The following is an 18,970-nucleotide window of genomic DNA, read 5'->3' on the forward strand; positions in this document are numbered from 1 at the left end:
TTTTTGATGTTACAAAGATATTATTAAACCTGAGTTATCGGAATTAAAAATAGATGAGCGTTTCGGTTTACGACGAGGTTCTGTGCAATAAACTTCGTGCGTGTTCGATAGCTGCCGCAGATGCTGTAGAACCTGAAATCATTGATGCGATTTCGGAAATTCGCTCTTCGAGATTGAGTTGGAGAACTTTTGTTTCGGTTTCTGTTCCGTTAACAGCTTTGCTTACGCGGAAATGTTCGTTGGCAGCAGCGGCAACTTGCGGCAGATGTGTGATCGCAAATAATTGCATTTCCGACGCCATTCCACGCATGATTTCAGACATTTTGTAAGCAATTTCGCCTGATACTCCGGTGTCGATTTCGTCGAAAATGAGTGTTGGCAATTTGCTGTGTTTGGCGAGTATGGATTTTATAACCAACATGATTCGAGAAAGTTCGCCACCTGAAGCCGACTTTCTCAGCGGTTGCAAATCGGTACCCGGATTAGCAGAAAAGACGATTTCAACGTCGTCGATTCCTGTGTTTATAAAATCGGCTGTTCGTTGAAACGACAATCCAAATTTTGCATGAGGCATACCCAGTTCTTTTGTGAGCACAGCCAATTCAGTTTCGAGTTTTGGAGCAGCTTTTTTCCGAGCATTGCTAAGTGCTTCCGCAACTTCTTGTAAGGAAGCGCGCTGTTCATTAGCCGTTTTTCTCCAGAGTTCGAGTTCTTCTTGATTGTTTTCTATCGCGGAAATTTGTGCTTCCAGTTGGTTTCTCACTGCAATTAAGTCGGCATCTGACGAAACTTGATGCTTTCTAAAAAGATGATATAAAGTATCTACTTTTTCTTGCAACGCTTCTTTCTCTGCTGGATTTGCTTCTATCGCATCGATCTGTGCACTAAGTTCTTTATCGATCTCGCGTACGTCGATGAGCATTGAAGCAATTCGATCGTGAAAATCTTGATAGTCGGGATGAAAGTCGGCGATTCGTTTTAGTTTCGCTTGAATTTGATTGAGTTGTGAAGCGATAGAAAATTCGGTATCGTCGATACTGTACTTTGAAAAAGCCAATGCTTCTTTTATGGTTTCGGCGTTTTCAAGTTTATTGAGTTCACTTTCCCAAACGGATTGATCGCCTTCTTGAAGTTGGAGCGTCTGTAATTCTTCAAAAAGAAATGTATTGTAATCTTTAGCTTTTTGAGCTTCGAAAAGTTCGCGTTCTTTTTCCGTTATTTTTTTGATTAGTTTCTGATGTTCTTTTAACTGCACTTGAAACAGCTGTGCTTGTTGGTTTGTTTGCGCAAATGCATCGAGAAAGGCAATTTGATACTGTTTATCGCTGAGATTTCGCGTGTCTTGTTGACCGTGAATATCGATTAGCTCTGCTGCTAATAGTTGTAAGGTATTCAATAATACCGGCGCATCGTTTACAAATGCACGCGATTTTCCGTTTGGAAGAATTTCTCTACGAACAATGGTTAACGGATCATAATCCAAATCGTGTGTTTCGAAGAAATTCTGAAGTTGGTATTTCTCTATATCGAATTCGGCTTCAACGATACATTTTTCTTCTTTGTCGTAAAGCGCCGTGGTATCGGCACGATCCCCGCGTATCAGACCTAATGCGTTTAATAATATAGATTTTCCGGCACCTGTTTCACCTGTAAGAGCGGTGAAACCTGCGGTAAATTCGAGATTTATCCGGCGTAAAAGAGCAAAATTCTGTATCGATAAGGAACGAAGCATATAGGCATAAATAAATCGGAACCCAAAGGTATTAAATTTTAACTGAGGTCCATTTACTGGAGTTCATGGGCGACAGTTTATTTAACATGTTCGATAATTCGATGGCATTTGTTTCCGGACCGCCCGAGAAAATCTGCTGAATCTCTTCGGCTTTAGCATCAAAGAAAATACGCGTTAAGAAGGCATTTGGACGAACTTTGTGAACTTCGTCGATGCTCATGATCGCACTTTTCACTGCTGTTTTTGCATCTTTTAGATTATCGGTCATACGGTCGAGACCGAGACGGTGGTACTTGTAGATTGCAGTTCTGAGCGGAAGAAATGTATTTGAGAGCATATCGGCTGCTAAAAAATACCGATTTTGATTTCCGTCGGTTTGGTTCCAGCCTTTACCGCCTTGCCCTTGCGATAAGCTCACGATGTTTTGTGCCGCAGCGAAGTACGGGGTTCCGCCCGCTTCTGAAAAAGTATCTTGATCTAAACCAATAATATAGTTGGCATAGAATGAAATCACTGCCACTAAATTTGAGGTAAAGGAGTTTGGATCGTAGAATAAATTTTCAAATTCGACGTATCGAAAGATGAAATCTTTGTCGTTGTAATTGAAAACGGGACTTTGATAACCTGCGTTGTAAACAGGTCTTGACGACTGAATTTGAAGCGAAGCCACAAACTGATCGTTATTGTAGGAAGTCACCGTAATAAACATACTGCATTCGATGCGTTCTTTCTTTTTGAAATCTAAATCAGACCATTTGGTATTATTAACCAACTCGGTAAGCGATTTTTCTAAAGTTTTAAAAATCTGCTGGTTGGTTTTCGTAATCTGATTTGAATTTACTTGAACCACGCAGTTCAATTCTTGGGAAAACGAAAGCGTCGTGAAAATAGAAGTAAGAAGAATCAGTATTTTACGCATGGGTCATTTGTATAATTCTTTGAAAAATAGCCGCTGCAACATTTTCTTTAGTCATTAACGGCAAATCGGTTGCGGCTTTGTGGGCATCGATTAAAGTTACTTTATTTGTTGGAACTCCAAATCCGGCACCTGCATCTCTGAGCGAATTTAAAACAATCAAATTTAAATTCTTACGCTCAATTTTTAAACAAGCATTTTCAAATTCATTTTCAGTTTCCAACGCAAAACCGACCAGAAACTGCTTTTCTTTCTTAGAACCGAGATCGGCAAGAATATCTACAGTCTTTTCGAGTTCTAAATGTAAACACGAATCTTTCTTTTTTATTTTCTCTGAGGCAACATTTTTTGGTCTGTAATCGGCAACGGCGGCGGCGGCTATCGCGATATCTACCTCGGCATATACTTCTAAACACGCTTTATGCATTTGATCAGCGGTTTGAACTCGTGTGATGTGGATGTTTGGATTTTGAAGATGCAAATGACTCGGACCGCTTACCAGAAAAACTTCGGCGCCGTTACGTGCCGCTTCTTCGGCCAAGTCGTATCCCATTTTTCCTGTGGAATGATTTCCCACAAAACGTACGGGATCTATAGGTTCGTAGGTCGGTCCCGCTGTTATAAGTACTTTTTTTCCTCGAAGTGGTAGTTGTTGTAACAGATGATTCTCTATGAAACGAATAATATTTTCGGGTTCAGCCATACGCCCTTCGCCACTCAGTCCACTTGCCAGTTCACCCGATTCAGCTGGAATCATAATATTATCAAAGGATTGTAAACGTGCGAAATTCTCTTTTGAAGTTTCGTGCTTATACATATCCAAATCCATCGCAGGTGCAAAATACACCGGACATTTCGCCGACAAATAGGTAGCTAACAACAAGTTATCGGAAACACCGTGCGCCATTTTAGAAAGCGTGTTTGCGGTAGCAGGAGCAATTAGCATTAAATCAGCCCACAGAGCTAATTCGACGTGATTGTTCCATTTGGCTTCCTTTTCATCATCGTTGTAGAAATGCGAAAATACTTCTCGTTTCGAGAGCGTTGATAGCGTAAGCGGTGTAACAAAGTCTTTGGCTGCTTCGGTTAAGATAACTTGAACTTCAGCGCCCGCTTTAATAAACAAACGGACGAGTTGCGCCGTTTTGTATGCCGCAATCCCGCCCGATACTGCTAATAAAACTTTTCGTCCGTTAAGAACTGACATCCAGACTATTTGTTAGCGTCGCGGTGGTAAATTTTATCTTCCATCCACTCTTGCACTGCTAAAGCGTGAGGTTTTGGAAGTTTTTCGTAATATTTTGATACTTCGATTTGTTCTTTGTTTTCGAAAATTTCTTCCAAAGAATCGTTGTAAGTAGCAAACTCTTCCAACTTCTCTGTTAATTCTTTTTTAATTTCCGCATTGATTTGGTTGGCTCTTTTTGCGATTACGGTAATTGCCTCGTAAATGTTACCTGTTGGTTTTTCGATGGCTGTTTTGTTGTAAGTTACCGTATTTACTGGTGCGGAGGCTTTCTTTAGATCCATAATTATTATTTCGAAAAAGATTTTAAGTCGTTATTTAATTGTTCCAACATTTCGTCGGCTTTTTTTCTGAATTTAGATTCCGGTGCAAATTTAATCAAAGTTGCATGTGCTTGCTTCGCTGCGAGCAATCTTTCTTCTTTTTTGCTTTCTATCGAGTTAATTGCTAATTGATAAGCAGAGTCGAAGCGATAATACAAAGCCTCTTCTTTGAAAGGCGTACCAGGGAATTCTCCTAAGAAAATATCCAAGGCAACTAAAGCCGATTTATGGTCACTAATTGTATTGTACTGTTTAGCGATTTCAAAATTCTTCTTTTCAATTTTTTCACGCAATTGCTTAACCACATCGTTGGCTTCGGCTAAATATTTGGAATCTGGGTAATTATCAATAAAACTCTGTAGTTTATCAATAGCCTTGTAGGTATCTACTTGATCTAAACTGTAGCGTGGCGACAACTTTGAATACGAAATAGCGCCCAAATATGCTGCCTCTTCTATTTTTTCTGAGCGCGGATAACTCGACACAAAATTATCAAACTGATAACCTGCACTGTAAAACTCTTTCTCTGCGTAGAACGATTTTCCATACATGTAAAATAGTTTTTCAGCCTGCGGTTTTCCACGATATGTGGGTGCAATTTGTTCAAATAGTCGTAATGCCTTTTGGTATTTTTTAGCCTCGTACATTTTCTCTCCAATCTTGTACTTCTGAGCTACATCCTCGTTTTTTAGCGCTTTTTGATACTCGCTACACGAAGCCAGAACCATCAAAACTAAAAACAACGCAAAAAATCTTTTCATCATAAGGCTTAAAACTAACTGTAAACACACAAAATTTAAGTGTGCAAAAATAGTGATTTATATTGATAGTAAACGAATCGATTTTAAGTAAGCACATGCAACCCAAAACCGTGAGGAAAACGGCACTTCTACTTAATTAGTTTACAGATTTTAAATAAGCAGCTATTTTCGATTTCAACGAATCGGTTGCGGCAACTAAAGGCATACGTACCGCATTTTCGCACAAGCCCAATTGCGCCTGCATTTCTTTAATGCCTGCCGGGTTTCCTTCTTCAAAAATCAAATCTATGGCAGGTGCAATTTGGTAATGCAAAGCAAAGGCTTCATCTACTTTTCGTTCCAAGCCAAGCTGCACCATTTTAGAGAATGCTGCCGGAAGACCTTCGCCAATTACCGAAATAACTCCTGCCCCACCTGCTAAAATAATGGGTAAGGTAACCATATCATCGCCTGAAATAACCAAAAAATCTTTGGGAACAATTCGAATTAACTCCAGCGCCTGAACCATATCACCTGCTGCTTCCTTTATTCCGATAATGTTTGAAAAATCATTAGCCAATCGCGCAACCGTTTTTGGCAACATATTACTAGCAGTTCGACCGGGAACATTATACAAAATAATCGGAAGTGGACTCACTTGAGCTAAAGCAGCAAAATGCTGGTAAATGCCTTCTTGCGAAGGTTTGTTGTAGTACGGACTCACAGATAAGATGGCAGAAAATCCAGTAAAATCGGCAGTTTGAAGCTCTTCAATCAAAGCAGCAGTATTGTTCCCTCCTACTCCCAAAACCAAAGGCAAATTTTTGGTGTTCGCTGCTTTTATGCAATCAATGACCTGCTTTTTTTCGGTCGAAGTAAGTGTCGCTGGCTCGCCCGTGGTACCCAAAACCACCAAATAGTTGACGCCATTATCGGAAACGTACTTGACAATACGGGTTAAAGCTTCAAAATCGACCTCTAAATTGCTTTTGAATGGAGTAACCAAGGCAACGCCTGTTCCGATAAATTGATTTGTCATGAAAATAAAGTTAACAATTAGTTGATATTGAATTCGACGTAAATGTACGTTCTTACACGAAAAGCATCTTACTTTGCAACAAAGTTAAAAAACTTACGAAAACGATGGTAAATCTAGGAAAGTATCCGTTTTTGCGGTACAGCCTTATCACAATCTTAACGTTGCTATTCGTTGTTGGCTGTAAATCAAATCACAGCGTAACAACAATATCTGGCAAGGAAATCAAGCTCGTAGATTCGCTGCCAAATGCGCAACAAGTAACCGACTTCATTCTTCCCTACAAAAAAAATCTCGATCAAAAATTAGACACGCTCTTGTGTTACAACCCAATAGCCTTGGATAAATCTAGTGGAAAGTGGCAAACAAATATTGGAAATTGGCTGGCACAAAGCTGCTACGAAATTTGCAATCCGATTTGTGAACGCAACTTCAATACAAAAATCGACCTCGTACTTTTCAATCACGGAGGTATTCGGTCTAATTTACCAAAAGGCGATGTGACTCTGCGAAACGCCTTTAAAATTATGCCGTTCGAAAATACTGCAGTGGTCGAAACGCTCGATGCTGGACAAATACGCGAAATTTGCCAGTACATGATCGTCGAAGAAAAACCGCATCCGCTCTACGGTTTGAGCTTTACGATCGATGAAAAAGGGCTGGCAGCCGACATTAAAATTCAGGGAAAACCGCTAGACAATTCCAAAACATACCGCGTTTTAACTTCCGACTATTTAGCAAACGGCGGCGATAAAATGACCTTTTTTCAGAAGTCTAAAAAAAGGCTCGATTTACAACTCAAACTTCGCGATGCCATAATTCAGTCGTTTAAAAAGAATAAAACGGTGCAATTTTCTAATGAGGTTTTGATAACCGATAAAAGATCGTAATCATGAATAGAAGACACTTTATCGCACAATCGGTTTCGGCGTCGTCGTTGTTGCTTTTACAGCCCACCTTCGCTTTCTCGGCTGCTAGTAAAGCAAAAAAGCTGGTCATTTTACACACAAACGACGTTCACAGCCATATTGATCCGTTTCCAAAAGAAGATGCAAAATACTCCGGACAAGGCGGAATTGCACGGCGAGCAGCGGTTATCGAGCAAGTACGTCGCGAAAACGAACAAGTATTGTTGCTCGATAGCGGCGACATTTTTCAGGGAACGCCTTACTTTAATTTCTTTGGCGGCGAACTCGAATTCAAGTTAATGTCGATGCTCGGCTACGACGTGGCAACTGTTGGAAATCATGACTTCGACAACGGTGTTTCCGGATTTTTAAAACATCAAGAACACGTAAAATTTGCATTTGTAAATGCGAATTACGACCTCAAATCCGATGGCTTGAAAGAAGTTTTGAAACCCTACAAAATTGTGAATAAAGGCGGATTAAAAATTGGAATCTTCGGCTTAGGAATCGACTTAAACGGCTTGGTCGAAGCTCGAAATTGCGAAGGCGTTGTGTACCGCGATCCGGTTGGTATTGCCAACGAAATTGCCGCCGAACTCAAGCAAAAGCACTGCGATTTGGTGATTTGCTTGTCGCACCTCGGATATTCGTATCGCGACAACAAAATTTCCGATGTAAAACTCGCTGCACTATCAGAAAATATCGATTTAATTCTCGGCGGTCACACCCACACTTTTTTGGAAAAACCTACGGTAATCGACAATAAAATTGGCAAGAAAGTACTTGTAAATCAGGTGGGTTGTTACGGTTTGCAACTGGGTCGCCTCGACTACACGTTTGTGGAAGGTTCGTACGACACGTCGAAAACGGTTATTCAACTGTAAGAAAATCTGTTTTTTTATTTGGGCGCGCCGGCAAACGAGTCGTCGCTGCGCAAAAGAGGTTCACGCCGTCACGTGTTCCGCTTTATCTTTTTGGCAAACGTTCGATGGAAATTAAAATCGCCAAAAAGGATATCGCTGCACCCGTTCGCGCGGGGAAGGTGCAAGTTAAGAATAGAAAAAATGGAAAAAAGTAAAAAAAATAGAGAGAGAGAGAGAGNACAAATATAACGCATATATGCGCATAAAAATTGCATAGGATATTTTTATTTTTTCGACTAACTAGTGTTAATATGTATGTATTTTTGTAATGAGAAAATAGGCTTAATGGACATTTTTTAGGCTGATAATCGTGTGAAGCGTTGNCTTTATCTTTTTGGCAAACGTTCGATGGAAATTAAAATCGCCAAAAAGGATATCGCTGCACCCGTTCGCGCGGGGAAGGTGCAAGTTAAGAATAGAAAAAATGGAAAAAAGTAAAAAAAATAGAGAGAGAGAGAGAGAAAAAAAAGGGAAAATGGGGCACAATGTTTCACAAGGTTTTTCACAAAGTACACAATGCCACCTCCGTTCCACCGCCTTCGACTGGCTCAGGCACCAACGAACTGCTGGTTAGGTTGGGGGAAACGATACGTGAAATGGTGAACGTCACAAAGTCTATCCCGATAGCTATCGGGACTCGTTTCTCGCCTCTAGCATCTAAAACCAGCCTTCGACAAACTCAGCTTCCGACTTTACATCGTGAACTATTCTACCGATAGCTTCTTTTGCAACTGTCGAGCTTCTTCGGCTTCACGCATAATGAAATACTTGGCTAAAAAGAAGTAAGAAAGCATTTGCATCGCTAAAGTTAACAACTGCAGTAGATCGGAATAAACGTAAAAGCTCTTAATGGAATAGAAGATATCAGATAAGATGAAGCAGGTTGTAGCTAAGCCAAAACTTAAATACTGTAAACTGCCTTTTGCCGTATAACCTGCAAATACTAAAATCGATAAAACAGTAAGCACCAAAGCATAGATGAGATATAGGAAATTCTGCCCTTTTGGATTGCTAAATTGCATCTCTAAAACAGAAATAACCACATATATTAAAGAACCAGTAACAACTAGTATAACTGGTATATCCCGTCTTTTGAAAGTAACATGTTTGAGATCTTTCACAGCATAAATGAGCATCAAACTATAAACAATCAAAAAAGCATAAGCGGAATAGATAAAAAAGTCCTCCTGGTCGATAAGCACTGCAACGTCGCCTATGTAACATAACAGGAAAATGCTAATCGGAAGGAAACTAAATTTGCCGTTTCTACTATTCAAATAGTACATTCCGATAGAAGGGACTACGCAAGATTTGGCAAGTAGTGCCAGATAATCCCAGCCCAACATAAAAAAGGTTACAAAACTGATGCTTGATAACCAATACAATATCAAGGTTGGGCTCTTAATTTTCATTAATTAGATTTAAAAAGGTTTGTTCGTCTAGTATCTTCACGCCCAATTGTTTGGCTTTTTCTAGTTTAGCCGGTCCCATGTTCTCACCAGCCAATACAAAAGAGGTTTTCGCCGAAATAGAAGATACCATTTTTCCTCCGTGTTTTTCAACTAGTAACTTCAACTCATCGCGGCTGTGCGTGCTAAAAACGCCTGAAATAACCACAGCCTGCCCTGCTAGCGTGTCGCTTAGCAAAGAAAGCTCTTCTTGATTAATTTCAAATTGCAAGCCCGCAGTGCGCAAACGGTTTACCAACTCACGCTGACTTTCCGTACTAAAAAAACTAACGACACTGTTTGCGATACGTTCGCCAATTTCATCAATTTCCAGTAATTGTTCTACGGTTGCCGCAGCCAGGTTATCGATGTTTTTGAAATGCTGAGCTAATTTCTTTGCCACCGTTTCGCCCACATGTCGGATTCCCAAACCAAATAAAACGCGTTCAAAACCAACCGATTTCGAGGCTTCTACTCCTGCAAGTAAGTTTTGTGCCGATTTCATGGCCATACGTTCAAGTGGCAGTAAATCCTCTAGTTTTAAATCGTACAGATCTGCCACATTTTTGATACGATTTTCACGAAACAACTGTGCTGCTGTTTCGCCACCAAGTCCATCGATATCGAGGGCCTTCCGCGAAATAAAGTGCTCGATTTTTCCGATTATTTGCGGCGGACAGCTACTGTCGTTCGTGCAATAATGTTGGGCTTCGCCTTCGGTTCGGCTAAGTGCAGAACCGCATTCGGGGCAATGCTCAATGAAAACAATTTTCTCGGTCGTTTCGTTGCGTTTGGTGAAATCAACTCCAGTTATTTTAGGGATAATTTCGCCACCTTTTTCAACAAAAACGTAATCGTTGATATGCAAATCTAGTTTTTCAATCTGGTCGGCGTTATGCAGCGAAGCGCGTTTAACTGTTGTTCCGGCGAGTTGTACCGGCTCGAGATTCGCAACGGGCGTGACGGCGCCGGTTCGACCAACTTGATAGGAAACGCTTTTTAATTGCGTAACGGCCGTTTCGGTCTTAAATTTATAAGCCAGTGCCCAGCGCGGATTTTTAGCCGTGTATCCAATTTCTTCTTGTAAGAAAATCTCGTTGACCTTAATCACAACACCGTCGGTTTCGTACGGAAGTTCGTGTCGCTTTACGTCCCATTCACTTAGAAAAGCAAAAACCTCATCAATAGAACTGCAAACGCGGTAGCTGTTCGGAACTTTAAAACCAGCATTCGATGCGAGTTGTAAAAATTCGCTGTGTTTCTTGGCAAATTGCTCGGTAATTCCGCCATAAATTAAACACTCCAGCGGACGTTTTGCCACTTCGGTACTATCCTGCAATTTTAACGTTCCCGAAGCGGTATTTCTCGGGTTTGCATACAGCGGCAATCCCTTACTTTCTTGAATCTCGTTTAGCTTATTGAATCCATCAATGGGCAAAATTACTTCGCCACGAAACACACTAAAACCTTTAAAATGCTCGCTATGTAATTTCAAAGGAATTGTTTTGATGGTTCGAATGTTCTCGCTAACGTCATCACCTTGAAAACCGTCGCCTCGAGTAATGGCGCGTTGAAAAACACCATCCAAATATTCCAAACTTATAGAAGCACCGTCGTATTTGAGTTCGCAAACGAGTTCTACATTGGAACGTCCGGTACTTTTAAGAATACGGTTGTACCAGTCAACTACCTCTTCGCTGTTGTATCCATTTTCGAGTGAGTACATTCGGTTGGAATGCACCACAGTTTCGAAATTCTTTGTGACCCCGCCACCTACACGTTTTGAGGGAGAATTAGGATCATCGAATTCGGGAAAATCGGATTCTAACTTTTGAAGTTGTTTCATTTTTAGATCGAATTCCGTGTCTGAAATCAACGGCTGATCTAAAATGTAATATTGATAATTGTGTTTATCGAGCTCGTTTCGTAAGGCAGTGATCTGTTCTTTGATGTCCATTCAATTGAGTGCTAATACTCAACTAAGATAAAAATAAAAAGCAGATTTTATCCCCGAATTACGGCATCGATTTGCGAGAACATTTCTCCGTCGGAAATAAAGGCACCTTGTTTGATGATTTCAAAAATAGCGGTGTTTCGATCGGGAGTGTAGTTCTTTGCGCCGGACTGAATTTCAAACAAATCGGTAAAAAGCGAATCGGAAATAGCGTTAACTCCTTCGACAGTTGTAAGATCAAGGTTTGGATCGGCGCATTTGATTACAATAGCTTGTATATTTTCTTCGGCACATTTAAAGAGAAAGACTATGCTTTTGGTGAAATGTTCGAGGAATGCGGTATTGCTGAGTACACCGTCCCAGATGAAGTCGGAAAAATTATCGAGTTGGCGCTCGACTTCGGCGCTGTTGTTCGCCTTAATTTCGTCCCATTGTTGTTTATCGATTGATTGAACCGCTAGGAATTTCGCAAACTCGTCGGCAAGTTCTTCGAATTGCGGTCGGGAAAGTCGTAGGTATTTCATGGTAAAAAAAAATCCCGCCGAGACGGGATTTTATATATTCAATAATTGAAAATTAGTTTTCAGCTACAATCTCGTAAGCTAATTCTACTACTACATCTCTGTGTAAACGAACGGTAGCGCTGTACTTTCCAGTTCTTTTCACGATACCTGAAGTGATGAATTTTCTTTCGATTTCGTGACCGCTTTTTGCAAGAGCATCAGCGATATCGATGTTAGTGATTGAACCAAAAAGCTTCTCACCTCCTGCTTTTGCAGTGATTTTAATTTCAAGAGCTTTAAGTGCTTCTGCTTTTTCTTTCGCATCAGCAACAATTTTAGCTTCTTTGTGTGCTCTTTGCTTTAGGTTTTCAGCCAAAACTTTCTTAGCAGAAGGAGTTGCCAACTGAGCAAAACCTTGAGGAATAAGGAAGTTTCTGCCGTAGCCCGGCTTCACAGAAACTACGTCGTCTTTAAAACCTAAATTAGGTACGTCTTGTTTAAGTATAAGTTCCATAATTTCTGATTCTTATTTTAATAAATCTGCAACGTAAGGCATAAGCGCTAAGTGACGCGCTCTTTTTACAGCAACAGATACTTTTCTTTGATATTTTAATGAGGTTCCAGTTAAACGACGTGGTAAAATTTTACCTTGCTCGTTTACGAATTTCAACAAGAAATCTGCGTCTTTGTAATCTACGTATTTGATACCAGATCTTTTGAAACGACAATATTTTTTTGTCTTGTTTGTTTCTATGTTTAGCGGGGTTAAGTAACGGATATCTCCGTCTTTCTTACCTGAAGCCGATTGTTGTAATGTTGCCATAATGATTAAGCTTTAGCAATTTTTAGTTTTTCTCTTCTGCGCTCTGCCCAAGAAATCGCGTGTTTGTCTAAACTCACAGTCAAGAAACGCATTACGCGCTCATCTCTTCTGAATTCAGTTTCGAAAGCGATTAACACTTCTGCAGGTGCTTTGAACTCAAATAAGTGATAAAAACCACTTTTCTTGTGTTGGATTTCATAAGCGAGCTTCTTTAAGCCCCAGTCTTCTTTAGCTACCATCTCTGCACCTCTGCTCGTAAGAAAATCTTCAAACTTGCTTACTGTTTCCTTTACCTGGGTCTCAGATAAAACGGGATTCAAGATGAAAACAGTTTCGTATTGATTCATAAACAAATAAATTATTTTGTTAAAGTGGGTGCAAAAGTAATCATTTTATTTAAACGAAATCCATTCCAAAAAAAATATCGACGAACTGCAATATTTTTCTTGGAAATGCTAGTGTATTCAGATATTAGTAGCTATTTTAGACCATCCCAAATATAAATTGCAAATATGAATGTGAAATTAAACTGTGTTATAGTAGATGACAGCGCCATACAACGAATGGTAGTAAATAAACACGTTAGTAATTCACTACATTTAAAATTAGTTGGCGAGTTCTCTAATGCTATAGAAGCAAAAAACTTTATGTCGTATAATGAGGTGGATCTCATTTTCCTCGACATCGAAATGCCTGTAATCAACGGATTTGATTTACTCGACGGTCTTAAAAAGAAACCGCAAGTCATTTTCATTACATCCAAACCCGATTATGCCGTTAAAGCTTTTGATTACGATGCCACCGATTACCTGCAAAAACCCATCACTAACGCCCGATTCGATGCGGCAATACGCCGAGCTTTGCAGCAGTATTCGCTACTTAAAGATGCTCCTGAGGAAGACGGAACACACATCTTCATTAAAAGCAAACTCAAAAAACTCAAAGTTTTTACCAATCGGATTAAATACGTAGAAGCGTACGGCGACTATATTAAAGTGATCACCGACGATGAAACGCATTTAGTGCTTTCCACGATGAAATCGTTCGAAAATGATTTGCCCAGCGAGCGCTTTGTTCGTGTACACAAATCGTTTATCGTTAATATCGATAAAGTCGAAAAGTTTAATTCGAAATATGCCGAGATCGGAGCAATTAAAATACCGCTTTCGCGGAATAAAAAAGACGATCTCAAACGCGCCTTGAGTTTAACTTAACTCTAGTAATAATCGATATTCACAATCAAACGCACAGATTTAAACTGCGCAATTGCTTCGAAGCTACTTCGGATTTTTCGCAATTTCGCTTTAAGATCTTTTTCTGCAGTGCCCTTCGCATACTTAACCATTAAATGTTGCAGATACTCATTGCGAATACGCCCCACGGCAGGCTCAATCGGACCTAACACTTGCGCAGCTGTATGCTCTTTAAGTGCATTTGCAAACCAAGTTCCGGCAACTTGTGTAAGTTCGAAGTTTTTACTCTTGAACGTTAGTTTTGCCAATTTAAATACCGGAGGATAATAAAACTGCTGCCGTTCTTGTAGCTCGCGATCTACCATAGCCGCATAATCGTTATTGATAAAATCTTTCAATACAAAATGAAACGGATTATACGTTTGCAAAATCACTTTGCCCGGGTTCGTGCTACGCCCTGCCCTACCCGCTACCTGCGTAAACAACTGAAATGTTCTTTCGTTAGCACGGAAATCCGATTGATATAAAATTGAATCGGCGTCCATAATCCCAACCAAGGTTACTGCACTAAAATCAAGACCTTTGGCAACCATTTGCGTGCCAACTAAAATCTCCGCCTCACGATTTTTAAACGAATCGATAATCTTCTCAAAGGCAAACTTCCCGGAAGTAGAGTCCTGATCCATTCGCAAAACACGGATATTTGGAAACAACTCTTGCAATTCGTTTTGAATTTGCTCCGTTCCAAATCCTTTGTGTATTAAAGTCTGACTCTTACACGCGTAACAACTTACCGGCTGCGGAACCGAGAATCCGCAATAATGGCAACGCAACTGATTTTTAGATTGGTGGTACGTGAGTGCTACATCACACTGATTGCAATGCGGAACATGGCCGCAGGTAATGCACTCCGTTATTGGCGAGTACCCGCGACGGTTTTGAAACAATATTATTTGTTGTTTCTGTTCCAAAGTTTCGCGAATGGCTTCCAACAACGTATCGCTGAAATGCCCGGTCATTAATTTCCGCTTTTGCTTGTCTTTTAAATCTACAATTTCGACCTGCGGCAAAGGCTGTAATGCGAAACGCTCGTTTAGTTCCACAAATCCGTACTTGGTCGTTTTTACATTATACGTACTTTCTAAAGATGGCGTAGCCGAACCCAACAACACTTTAGCTTCTGCAAATCGCGCCAGAACTAAAGCGGCATCGCGAGCATGATAACGCGGCGCCGGATCTTGCTGCTTAAATGTGGGTTCGTGCTCTTCGTCAATAACAATACAATCCAAATTGCTAAACGGCAAAAGCAATGCCGATCGTGCTCCGATTACAATTTGTGCTTCGGGTTTTCGCTCTAAAATTTGCTTCCAAACCTCGACGCGCTCGTTGATACTTAATCGGGAATGATAAACCGCAACTTTATTCCCAAACTGCTTACGTAAGCGACCTACTAATTGAGTCGTGAGCGCAATTTCTGGCAGCAAATACAACACTTGATTCTCTGTATTGAGCATGTCGTTAATAATCGACATGTAAACTTCTGTCTTTCCCGAAGCGGTTACGCCTTTGAGTAAAACCGTATCGCTTTTCGTCCAAGCATCAGTAATTTCTTGCTTGGCTTTTGCCTGTGCTGCTGAAAGTGAAATAGCAGAACTCCCTTCAGAAAAATTGCCCGATAATCGCGATGTTTCAATGTAATACTTTTCAAAAACACCTTTGGTTATTAATGAGTCGACTGCCGATTGCGACACCCGTTCTTGCGACACAAACTCTTTGTAACTAATGTATTTATCGGTTTTTTTCTGGGTATCGAAAAAAGCCAGTACGGCCATTTTTTGTTTTTCTGCCCGGGATAATTCCTGCAACAACAAAGGCAATGCTTCTTTGTCTTGAAAAGCTTCCGCAAGTCGGATATAACTCACTAATTTTGGTTTATACACTTCTTTTACCTCTTCTTCTAGCTTCACTACTTTAGAGGAAATCAAGCGCTGCAATTTTTTGAAGGAAACTTTTTTACCTATAATTTTCTCTACTTCGGCTATGGTTAGCGAAGATTTTACTTGCATCGCTTCATAAACCAAGTATTCATCATCGTCGAGGGCACTCGTATCAGGATTTGTATCGAAAGCGCTAACAATGGTTTCGCTGGCTAAAAGTAGTGCACTTGGCATGGCTGCACGAAAAACCTCGCCAACACTACACATATAATAATCGGCAATCCAAAGCCAAAGTTGCAGTTGCGGTTTGGTAACAATCGGACTCTCGTCTAAAATATCGTGAATGGGTTTGGCTTCGTAGACTTGTGGGGCGGGCACATCATATTCGCTCACCAAAGCAGTGTATAACTTTCTTTGCCCGAACGGAACAACAACTCGAATACCAATTTGCAGCTGGGAAAGTTGTTCGCTGGTTACGAAATAGGTAAAAGCAGTATTAACCGCTAGGGGCAATACCACATTAATGTATGGCATGTATTATAGTTTAATGAACGCGATGCCAATATTGGGTTCGCCCTAAGAGCGAGATTCCGATATAGCCTCGAACCTTTAATTTATCCTTATTTTCTAAGGTTATGTAGCATTTGTATTTCTTTCCTGTCTTCGGATCTAAAATATGTCCGCCGCTGTATTCATTGCCATCTTTAGTTAAACCTTCAATAATTCTGAGATTTAAAATTGGCTTATCTTTATTTTCCCCGTCACAGTTCTCGCAACGTCGGTTTTTATTCGCCGGATTTAAAATATCGATCACACGACCTTCAATTTTTCCGTTTCGTTCAACAATTTCCACAATCGACATGGCCTTACCTGTTTGGTCGTCTATGGTTTTCCATTTTCCAAGAACTGTTTGCCCTATCGAAAGCTGGAAAAACAACATAAAAAAAAGCGCCGAATATGTCGGTTTTGAGTATAATCTACTACTGTAAAACAATTTCATAATTTCTTACTTACAATTAAACAGATGTACGAAAATCAATTAGTTAGGTGTTTTCGCGTTTTAAAGTTCGAATAACCGCATTAAGTTCAAATCCCAGTAAAAGTATCATGGAATTCAACCAAATATAAAACATAAGAATTAAAAGTGTGCCAATAGAACCATACAATTCGTTGTATTGGGCAAACTTCTCGACCCAAATACCAAATAAAAATGAGGTGAGAATTACAATTAAAGTTGTAACCACCGAACCGATACTAAAAAACGGCAAGCGCTCCGAACGTCTGGCACCATACTTCAGTAAAGTACTCACTGTCAGAAAGATCATTAAAGCTAGAAACAAATACCGACCAATTTCCAACAATTGAATACGATCGGAAATAACACTTTGAATTTTAGATTTCTGTACAAAAACCTCAAAAACAACGACACCCGAAACCGTAAGAATCAGAAAAAAGATCAATAGAAAAGAAATGCCCATCGCTACAAAATACTGCCGAAAAAAGCTGCGCTTGTTCCCGTAGTATTTAGAATATTCAAAACCGCCTAAGATGGCGTTAACACCGTTAGCTTGCAAAAAAATCGCCAATAAAAACCCAGACGACAATAACGAGCTGTTACTATTATTCATAATATCGAACAAGATTACGGCAATCGCATCGTATGTATTTGGTGGTACGCTGCCCGCAACAAATTCGAGAAAATCGTCCTGAAAATTGGGAATAGGAATAAACGGAATCAAGTTCAATACAAAAAGTGCAAACGGAAACAGCGCCATAAAAAAACTCCAGGCAATGGCTCCTGCACGATACGAAACTGCACTTTCGGCAATTCCCACACCATAGATTTTCAACAGTCGATACAGCGATAAATCGCCCATAAAACCGAGCTTCCATCTATCTAAAAATGAAATTATCGGCTTCAATACCGGCCATTTTTCAAACGATAACGGTTTGTCTTGTAGCAACATTAAAAGGCTTTTAAACTTAAGTCCATGTTGTAAACCGAGTGAGTTAACGCACCCGATGAAATGTAGTTCACACCGCATTCGGCATACGCGCGAATCGTTTTTTCATTGATGTTACCCGACGATTCAGTACGGGTTTTATCGCCAATCAAAGCAACGGCTTCGCGAGTTTGCTCAAAGCTAAAGTTGTCGAGCAAAATCCGAAACACACCGCCGGCATCTAGAATTTCTTGTACTTCAGCAATGTTTCTGGCTTCCACAATTATTTTCAAATCCAAACCATGTTCTTGTAAGAAATCCTTGGTTTTTTGAATGGCATTGGTAATCGATCCCGCAAAATCATTGTGGTTATCCTTTAACATGATCATGTCGTACAATGCAAAACGATGGTTTTCGCCGCCGCCAATTTTTACTGCCCATTTCTCTGCCGCTCTAAAATTCGGGGTCGTTTTGCGCGTGTCTAAAATTTTACACGAAGTTCCTTGCAGCAATTGAACGAATTTATTGGTTTTGGTAGCAATCGCACTCATGCGCTGCATGCTGTTTAGTACGGTGCGCTCGGCTTTTAAAATCGATTGCGACTTCCCCGAAACATGCAGCACCACATCGCCAATTTGAACGGGAGTGCCATCAGGAATTAAAACATCCACGTGCAAGTCTGGATCTACCGTTTTGAAAATCATTTGAGCAAAAGCAACGCCGGCGATAATCCCCGCTTCTTTTACGAGTAATTTCGCACGGCCGGTTGCTGCCGCCGGAATACATGCGAGCGAACTGTAATCGCCCGGACCCACATCTTCCAGCAAAGCCTGATCGATTATCTTTTGTAACTGTAATTCAAATTCGTGTTCTGAAATCATAATGAATAGTAACTGCGGGCTAAAATAGGAATTAAAAAATAATGGTTCGACCCGCGTTATGCTGCAAATTATCAAATAATCGCGGTTTACTCAGGTTTTTGTTGGCACTTTTTACATAACATTAACCTTGTATGCGATAAAACGGTGTTGCTTATTTTGGGCGGTCCGGCGGCAAACGTTCGTTGGAAGCTCTTAGCCGCCGTCAGGCCATTCGCTACAAGGTGTTTCGCCTTTGCGGCCGTTGCACTTGTGCTTGTAGCTTCTGCCGTCGCTACCGCCCTTCGGCAACGGTACGCAAAGGCCCGCACACGCTTTCCGCTGCTGTCCTTACCGCAGTGAGATGAGTTCACCATTTTACGTATTGTTTTAAGGAAGCTAGAAGTTAGAAGCTAGTCCCGATAGCTATCGGGATCGTGACGTTCACCCTTTTACGAATCATGTACCCAGCTTAACCCACGTATCGA

The 18,970-nt window shown here is 40.5% G+C and carries 19 protein-coding genes; 3 read left to right on the plus strand and 16 right to left on the minus strand.

The genetic code is table 11. The features are described from left to right. Positions 1 to 67: 67 nt before the first annotated feature. The 6 genes from recN to dapA all read right to left on the minus strand — a co-directional run bounded on the left by recN (position 68) and on the right by dapA (position 5,996). The gene (gene recN, locus CHX27_RS10145) at positions 68 to 1,732 is read right to left on the minus strand and encodes a DNA repair protein RecN (RefSeq protein ID WP_094486665.1); all 1,665 of its coding nucleotides are present in this window, start codon (positions 1,730 to 1,732) and stop codon (positions 68 to 70) included. Positions 1,733 to 1,763: 31 nt separating this feature from the next. Beyond that, on the minus strand, positions 1,764 to 2,651 hold the full coding sequence (gene porD / locus CHX27_RS10150) for a type IX secretion system protein PorD (RefSeq protein WP_094486666.1): 888 nt from the start codon (positions 2,649 to 2,651) through the stop codon (positions 1,764 to 1,766). Then, a complete protein-coding gene (coaBC, locus tag CHX27_RS10155) occupies positions 2,644 to 3,855 on the minus strand; it encodes a bifunctional phosphopantothenoylcysteine decarboxylase/phosphopantothenate--cysteine ligase CoaBC (protein WP_094486667.1) in 1,212 nt (403 codons plus the stop codon). Before coaBC ends, porD begins: the two co-directional genes overlap by 8 nt. 5 nt (positions 3,856 to 3,860) lie before the next feature. Continuing rightward, positions 3,861 to 4,178, minus strand: coding sequence for a DNA-directed RNA polymerase subunit omega (locus tag CHX27_RS10160; protein WP_094486668.1), 318 nt, complete (start codon positions 4,176 to 4,178; stop codon positions 3,861 to 3,863). A 5-nt stretch (positions 4,179 to 4,183) separates the two neighbouring features. Next, positions 4,184 to 4,978, minus strand: a complete 795-nt coding sequence (locus tag CHX27_RS10165) for an outer membrane protein assembly factor BamD (RefSeq protein ID WP_094486669.1) — start codon at positions 4,976 to 4,978, stop codon at positions 4,184 to 4,186. Positions 4,979 to 5,114: 136 nt separating this feature from the next. Further along, a complete protein-coding gene (gene dapA / locus CHX27_RS10170) occupies positions 5,115 to 5,996 on the minus strand; it encodes a 4-hydroxy-tetrahydrodipicolinate synthase (RefSeq protein WP_094486670.1) in 882 nt (293 codons plus the stop codon). A 104-nt stretch (positions 5,997 to 6,100) separates the two neighbouring features. Here dapA and CHX27_RS10175 point away from each other — a divergent pair, with 104 nt between their 5' ends. Both CHX27_RS10175 and CHX27_RS10180 read left to right on the plus strand, forming a co-directional pair. Further along, positions 6,101 to 6,883, plus strand: coding sequence for a 5'-nucleotidase C-terminal domain-containing protein (locus tag CHX27_RS10175; RefSeq protein WP_094486671.1), 783 nt, complete (start codon positions 6,101 to 6,103; stop codon positions 6,881 to 6,883). Positions 6,884 to 6,885: 2 nt separating this feature from the next. Further along, positions 6,886 to 7,785, plus strand: a complete 900-nt coding sequence (locus CHX27_RS10180; RefSeq protein ID WP_094486672.1) for a bifunctional metallophosphatase/5'-nucleotidase — start codon at positions 6,886 to 6,888, stop codon at positions 7,783 to 7,785. Positions 7,786 to 8,528: 743 nt separating this feature from the next. Here CHX27_RS10180 and CHX27_RS10185 read toward each other — a convergent pair. Genes CHX27_RS10185 through rpsF form a run of 6 tightly spaced genes read right to left on the minus strand, consistent with a single transcriptional unit; the run spans position 8,529 to position 12,899 of the window. After that, positions 8,529 to 9,236 carry a lysoplasmalogenase family protein gene (locus CHX27_RS10185; RefSeq protein ID WP_094486673.1) on the minus strand — a complete coding sequence of 236 codons (708 nt, stop codon included), beginning with the start codon at positions 9,234 to 9,236 and terminating at the stop codon, positions 8,529 to 8,531. Continuing rightward, positions 9,226 to 11,229 carry an NAD-dependent DNA ligase LigA gene (gene ligA, locus CHX27_RS10190; protein WP_094486674.1) on the minus strand — a complete coding sequence of 668 codons (2,004 nt, stop codon included), beginning with the start codon at positions 11,227 to 11,229 and terminating at the stop codon, positions 9,226 to 9,228. The genes CHX27_RS10185 and ligA overlap by 11 nt, the downstream gene beginning before the upstream one ends. A gap of 47 nt (positions 11,230 to 11,276) precedes the next feature. After that, positions 11,277 to 11,750: a DUF6495 family protein gene (locus CHX27_RS10195; RefSeq protein ID WP_094486675.1), complete on the minus strand. Its 474-nt coding sequence runs from the start codon at positions 11,748 to 11,750 to the stop codon at positions 11,277 to 11,279. 52 nt (positions 11,751 to 11,802) lie between these two features. Beyond that, positions 11,803 to 12,243, minus strand: coding sequence for a 50S ribosomal protein L9 (gene rplI, locus CHX27_RS10200; protein ID WP_094486676.1), 441 nt, complete (start codon positions 12,241 to 12,243; stop codon positions 11,803 to 11,805). A gap of 12 nt (positions 12,244 to 12,255) precedes the next feature. Next, positions 12,256 to 12,552 (minus strand): 30S ribosomal protein S18, encoded by a 297-nt coding sequence (rpsR, locus tag CHX27_RS10205; RefSeq protein WP_094486677.1) that lies wholly within the window; start codon positions 12,550 to 12,552, stop codon positions 12,256 to 12,258. Between the two features lie 5 nt (positions 12,553 to 12,557). Then, a complete protein-coding gene (gene rpsF, locus CHX27_RS10210; protein WP_094486678.1) occupies positions 12,558 to 12,899 on the minus strand; it encodes a 30S ribosomal protein S6 in 342 nt (113 codons plus the stop codon). Between the two features lie 171 nt (positions 12,900 to 13,070). On the opposite strand from rpsF, the gene CHX27_RS10215 reads away from it, so the two are divergent. Beyond that, on the plus strand, positions 13,071 to 13,766 hold the full coding sequence (locus CHX27_RS10215) for a LytR/AlgR family response regulator transcription factor (RefSeq protein WP_094486684.1): 696 nt from the start codon (positions 13,071 to 13,073) through the stop codon (positions 13,764 to 13,766). A gap of 2 nt (positions 13,767 to 13,768) precedes the next feature. Here CHX27_RS10215 and priA read toward each other — a convergent pair whose 3' ends face one another. The 4 genes from priA to nadC are packed head-to-tail and all read right to left on the minus strand — an operon-like array spanning position 13,769 to position 18,506. Then, positions 13,769 to 16,216 carry a replication restart helicase PriA gene (gene priA / locus CHX27_RS10220; RefSeq protein ID WP_094486679.1) on the minus strand — a complete coding sequence of 816 codons (2,448 nt, stop codon included), beginning with the start codon at positions 16,214 to 16,216 and terminating at the stop codon, positions 13,769 to 13,771. A gap of 10 nt (positions 16,217 to 16,226) precedes the next feature. Continuing rightward, positions 16,227 to 16,682, minus strand: a complete 456-nt coding sequence (locus tag CHX27_RS10225) for a DUF2147 domain-containing protein (RefSeq protein WP_394335695.1) — start codon at positions 16,680 to 16,682, stop codon at positions 16,227 to 16,229. 43 nt (positions 16,683 to 16,725) lie between these two features. Continuing rightward, positions 16,726 to 17,649 (minus strand): YihY/virulence factor BrkB family protein, encoded by a 924-nt coding sequence (locus tag CHX27_RS10230; RefSeq protein WP_094486680.1) that lies wholly within the window; start codon positions 17,647 to 17,649, stop codon positions 16,726 to 16,728. Continuing rightward, positions 17,649 to 18,506: a carboxylating nicotinate-nucleotide diphosphorylase gene (gene nadC, locus CHX27_RS10235; RefSeq protein ID WP_094486681.1), complete on the minus strand. Its 858-nt coding sequence runs from the start codon at positions 18,504 to 18,506 to the stop codon at positions 17,649 to 17,651. Before nadC ends, CHX27_RS10230 begins: the two co-directional genes overlap by 1 nt. Between the last annotated feature and the right edge of the window lie 464 nt (positions 18,507 to 18,970).

The organism is Flavobacterium aurantiibacter (assembly GCF_002251775.1).
Taxonomy (GTDB): Bacteria; Bacteroidota; Bacteroidia; order Flavobacteriales; family Flavobacteriaceae; genus Flavobacterium; species Flavobacterium aurantiibacter.

Excerpts from the sequence above, each read along its gene's own strand:
- recN (WP_094486665.1), bottom strand. The coding sequence starts at position 1,732 with ATGCTTCGTTCCTTATCGATACAGAATTTTGCTCTTTTACGCCGGATA.
- porD (WP_094486666.1), bottom strand. The coding sequence starts at position 2,651 with ATGCGTAAAATACTGATTCTTCTTACTTCTATTTTCACGACGCTTTCG.
- coaBC (WP_094486667.1), bottom strand. The coding sequence starts at position 3,855 with ATGTCAGTTCTTAACGGACGAAAAGTTTTATTAGCAGTATCGGGCGGG.
- CHX27_RS10160 (WP_094486668.1), bottom strand. The coding sequence starts at position 4,178 with ATGGATCTAAAGAAAGCCTCCGCACCAGTAAATACGGTAACTTACAAC.
- CHX27_RS10165 (WP_094486669.1), bottom strand. The coding sequence starts at position 4,978 with ATGAAAAGATTTTTTGCGTTGTTTTTAGTTTTGATGGTTCTGGCTTCG.
- dapA (WP_094486670.1), bottom strand. The coding sequence starts at position 5,996 with ATGACAAATCAATTTATCGGAACAGGCGTTGCCTTGGTTACTCCATTC.
- CHX27_RS10175 (WP_094486671.1), top strand. The coding sequence starts at position 6,101 with ATGGTAAATCTAGGAAAGTATCCGTTTTTGCGGTACAGCCTTATCACA.
- CHX27_RS10180 (WP_094486672.1), top strand. The coding sequence starts at position 6,886 with ATGAATAGAAGACACTTTATCGCACAATCGGTTTCGGCGTCGTCGTTG.
- CHX27_RS10185 (WP_094486673.1), bottom strand. The coding sequence starts at position 9,236 with ATGAAAATTAAGAGCCCAACCTTGATATTGTATTGGTTATCAAGCATC.
- ligA (WP_094486674.1), bottom strand. The coding sequence starts at position 11,229 with ATGGACATCAAAGAACAGATCACTGCCTTACGAAACGAGCTCGATAAA.
- CHX27_RS10195 (WP_094486675.1), bottom strand. The coding sequence starts at position 11,750 with ATGAAATACCTACGACTTTCCCGACCGCAATTCGAAGAACTTGCCGAC.
- rplI (WP_094486676.1), bottom strand. The coding sequence starts at position 12,243 with ATGGAACTTATACTTAAACAAGACGTACCTAATTTAGGTTTTAAAGAC.
- rpsR (WP_094486677.1), bottom strand. The coding sequence starts at position 12,552 with ATGGCAACATTACAACAATCGGCTTCAGGTAAGAAAGACGGAGATATC.
- rpsF (WP_094486678.1), bottom strand. The coding sequence starts at position 12,899 with ATGAATCAATACGAAACTGTTTTCATCTTGAATCCCGTTTTATCTGAG.
- priA (WP_094486679.1), bottom strand. The coding sequence starts at position 16,216 with ATGCCATACATTAATGTGGTATTGCCCCTAGCGGTTAATACTGCTTTT.
- CHX27_RS10225 (WP_394335695.1), bottom strand. The coding sequence starts at position 16,682 with ATGAAATTGTTTTACAGTAGTAGATTATACTCAAAACCGACATATTCG.
- CHX27_RS10230 (WP_094486680.1), bottom strand. The coding sequence starts at position 17,649 with ATGTTGCTACAAGACAAACCGTTATCGTTTGAAAAATGGCCGGTATTG.
- nadC (WP_094486681.1), bottom strand. The coding sequence starts at position 18,506 with ATGATTTCAGAACACGAATTTGAATTACAGTTACAAAAGATAATCGAT.